1 pseudogene is annotated in these 408 nt (G+C 41.4%); it reads right to left on the bottom strand.

The annotated features are described in order from the left end of the window. A pseudogene (locus CWC11_RS21470) lies at positions 1-346 on the bottom strand (winged helix-turn-helix domain-containing protein); the annotation flags it as partial. Positions 347-408: the final 62 nt, after the last annotated feature.

Raw genomic sequence — 408 nt, 5'->3', positions numbered from 1 at the left:
TACTGCGACATAGTTTTTCAGGGTAACGCTGAAATATGACATATTGACCATCCGCTGAATACACACCACCATATTCTTTATTATCTGTTGCGGTCAATGAGCGTAGCTCTTTTACCTCAAATTCAAAAGGTTTAGAGCCATTGAAGTAACCCATACTGTTCAAGCCAATGCCTACCCCAAACAAAAGAGTTAACATAACCCCAGCAAAAATATGGCGCCAAGATCTGTTACCTTTTTGCCGCTCTTTTCCCCCAGCAAGTGCGTGTGTTTCATTAGCTGATTGCTTACTTCGCTTTGTTAGTTTTGGAGTCGTGATATTTGCTTGCCAACGTACCTCGCACTCCAAACTGTATCCTTTCTTGGCATGCGTTTTAATATATGCCTTCGATTCAAGGTTGGCACTTAATA

This window comes from Pseudoalteromonas sp. S3178 (assembly GCF_005886985.1).
Classification (GTDB): Bacteria; Pseudomonadota; Gammaproteobacteria; order Enterobacterales; family Alteromonadaceae; genus Pseudoalteromonas; species Pseudoalteromonas carrageenovora.
This window is presented reverse-complemented; position numbering and strand designations above follow the sequence as displayed.